The organism is Methylophaga sp. UBA4204 (genome assembly GCF_002379485.1).
Taxonomy (GTDB): Bacteria; Pseudomonadota; Gammaproteobacteria; order Nitrosococcales; family Methylophagaceae; genus Methylophaga.
This window is the reverse complement of the sequence record NZ_DFTU01000086.1, coordinates 2,451-4,421: the sequence shown is the minus strand read 5'-3', so window position 1 is coordinate 4,421 and position 1,971 is coordinate 2,451. Positions and strand designations below refer to the sequence as shown.

The 1,971-nt window shown below is 46.8% G+C and carries 3 protein-coding genes; 1 reads left to right on the top strand and 2 read right to left on the bottom strand.

Annotation, left to right across the window (positions count from 1 at the left end; translation table 11 throughout):
* A partial coding sequence (locus B3182_RS12220; protein ID WP_292752929.1) for a TatD family hydrolase occupies positions 1 to 270 on the bottom strand: 270 nt, incomplete at its 3' end.
* Between the two features lie 34 nt (positions 271 to 304).
* Between B3182_RS12220 and B3182_RS12215 the strand changes: the two genes are divergently transcribed.
* Complete coding sequence (locus B3182_RS12215) at positions 305 to 766, top strand: hypothetical protein (RefSeq protein ID WP_292358127.1); 462 nt, start codon at positions 305 to 307, stop codon at positions 764 to 766.
* A 4-nt stretch (positions 767 to 770) separates the two neighbouring features.
* Here B3182_RS12215 and B3182_RS12210 read toward each other — a convergent pair.
* Positions 771 to 1,971: gamma-glutamyltransferase family protein (locus B3182_RS12210; protein WP_292752926.1), on the bottom strand; the 1,201-nt coding region annotated here is incomplete at its 5' end.

The following is a 1,971-nucleotide window of genomic DNA, read 5'->3' as shown; positions in this document are numbered from 1 at the left end:
AATAGGCTGATATTGTTTCACGGCTTGCTCAAGTAGCTCTGCTGCATTATCCGGATGATCATCCATAAACATCGGGTGGCAGCCTAGGGCCAGCGATAGCATCGGATTACTGTTGCATAACTCGATTTGTCTGGGCCAGCTGTTCACCGTCACGCCGGGGATGACAATTTTTTCGATACCTGACCTGGCACAGTTATGCAGAATGTCTGTTCGATCTTTGTCGAAATCGTCAAAGTCGAGATGGCAATGACTGTCAATCAGGTGCAACATGTCAAAACGGCCTTTATAAACAGAGGAACATTTTATGTCTGAAATCTACCATGATGCCAGTAAGCCACATGAGCGCTTAATGTTCAACGTGGCGATATTTCATTTCCTGGTTCCGGCGATTCTGTTTGGTACCGAAAACCTGTGGCTGATTTTCTCAATATCGCTGTTGGGCTCGCTGATGATGATTGGCTCCATAGCCTACAAAGCCTACAACTCCCATGATCAGACAGCACTGGTTCAGGCGCACTGGAAGCTGGCATGGAAGCGCAGTATGTATTTATTGGGCGCTTATCTGGTGGCCGGAGTGATATTTGGTATCGGCTCATTTTTATTGATGGCACAAGCGGATGAAAGCATGCGTTTTATTCAACGCTCAGTGCTGGGTTGGTTTGCATTAGTGCCCATTTCACTTACGTTGATTGCGTTGATTGTGTTGGAAGGCAGTGCGTTGGTTCAATCCAGAAAAGGCATCATGCCCTCTGAGATGAAACTGTAATTGTTCAGTCTCTAACGATAATCTGCTCAGTCTTTGCCATACCCTCACCGCGAGGGTCGCTGGCGGCGCTGAGTTTGCCGGTCTTTTTATTAGCCACAATGACCTGCATATTGCCAAATTGACGGTTTAACACATCCAGTTGATGACCTCGGTCTGTTAAATCCTGTTGCTCCATCTCGCTCAGACCGGGTGTTTCCATTTGCACTCGGTCTGGCAGATATTGATGGTGCAATCGCGGTGCCGCAACAATTGCTTCAGCATCTTTACCTTCCATAAAATGTAATATTCCCTGCATCACCATGGTAATAATTCTGCTGCCCCCGGGGGTGCCAATGACCAGCAATCGCTGATCATTTTCGACAAAGCTTGGTGTCATACTGGATAGTGGACGCTTGCCCGGTTCAATGGCATTGGCGGATTCACTCACCAAATCATAGGCATTGGGGCTCCCGCTTAACGCAGAAAAGTCATCCATTTCATCATTGAGTAAAACTCCGGTATTTCCAGCCACAAAGCCACTACCAAATGGGTAGTTGATGCTCAGCGTGGCGGATACCCGGTTGCCATCTTGATCAATAATCGAAAAATGTGTGGTGTCCTGGCCTTTGTTGCTGAACGCATCAGCTAATTCATCACTTTTGCTGGCGCTATCGGGATCAATGTCCTCAGCTATCTGGGCGGCATAAGCGGGATCCAGTAAATAATCCGGAACATCAATAAAATCACTGTCACCAAGATGAACGGTGCGTTCTCGATAGGCCCGACGCATGGATTCAATTAACCAATGACGCTTTTGTTGTGGGTCAGCCTGCCAGTAATTCAGTGTATTTAATTGATTCAGCATCAAAGTTATCAACTGACCGCCTGCCGAGGGTAAGGCTGCAGTGGTGATGGTATAACCTGCAATTTGAGTCGTGACTGGCTGGCGGATTTTCAGTTGATAATTCTCTAGATCCTGTTCTGTCCAGATACCGCCAGCGGCTTGTACTGATTCCACCATCTGTTTGGCAATTTCACCCTGATAAAAAGCATCCCGACCTTTTAAGGCAATGGCTTCTAAAGTGTTGGCTAAATTCTGCTGGATAATGATGGAACCTAAGGCAGGAATTTCTTCGCTGTCCAAAAATATCGCTTTAGCTTCGGCATTTAACGCCTGTTTTCTAAATCCCATATAGCGTTGATAACGTGGCGTGACAGCAAAACCT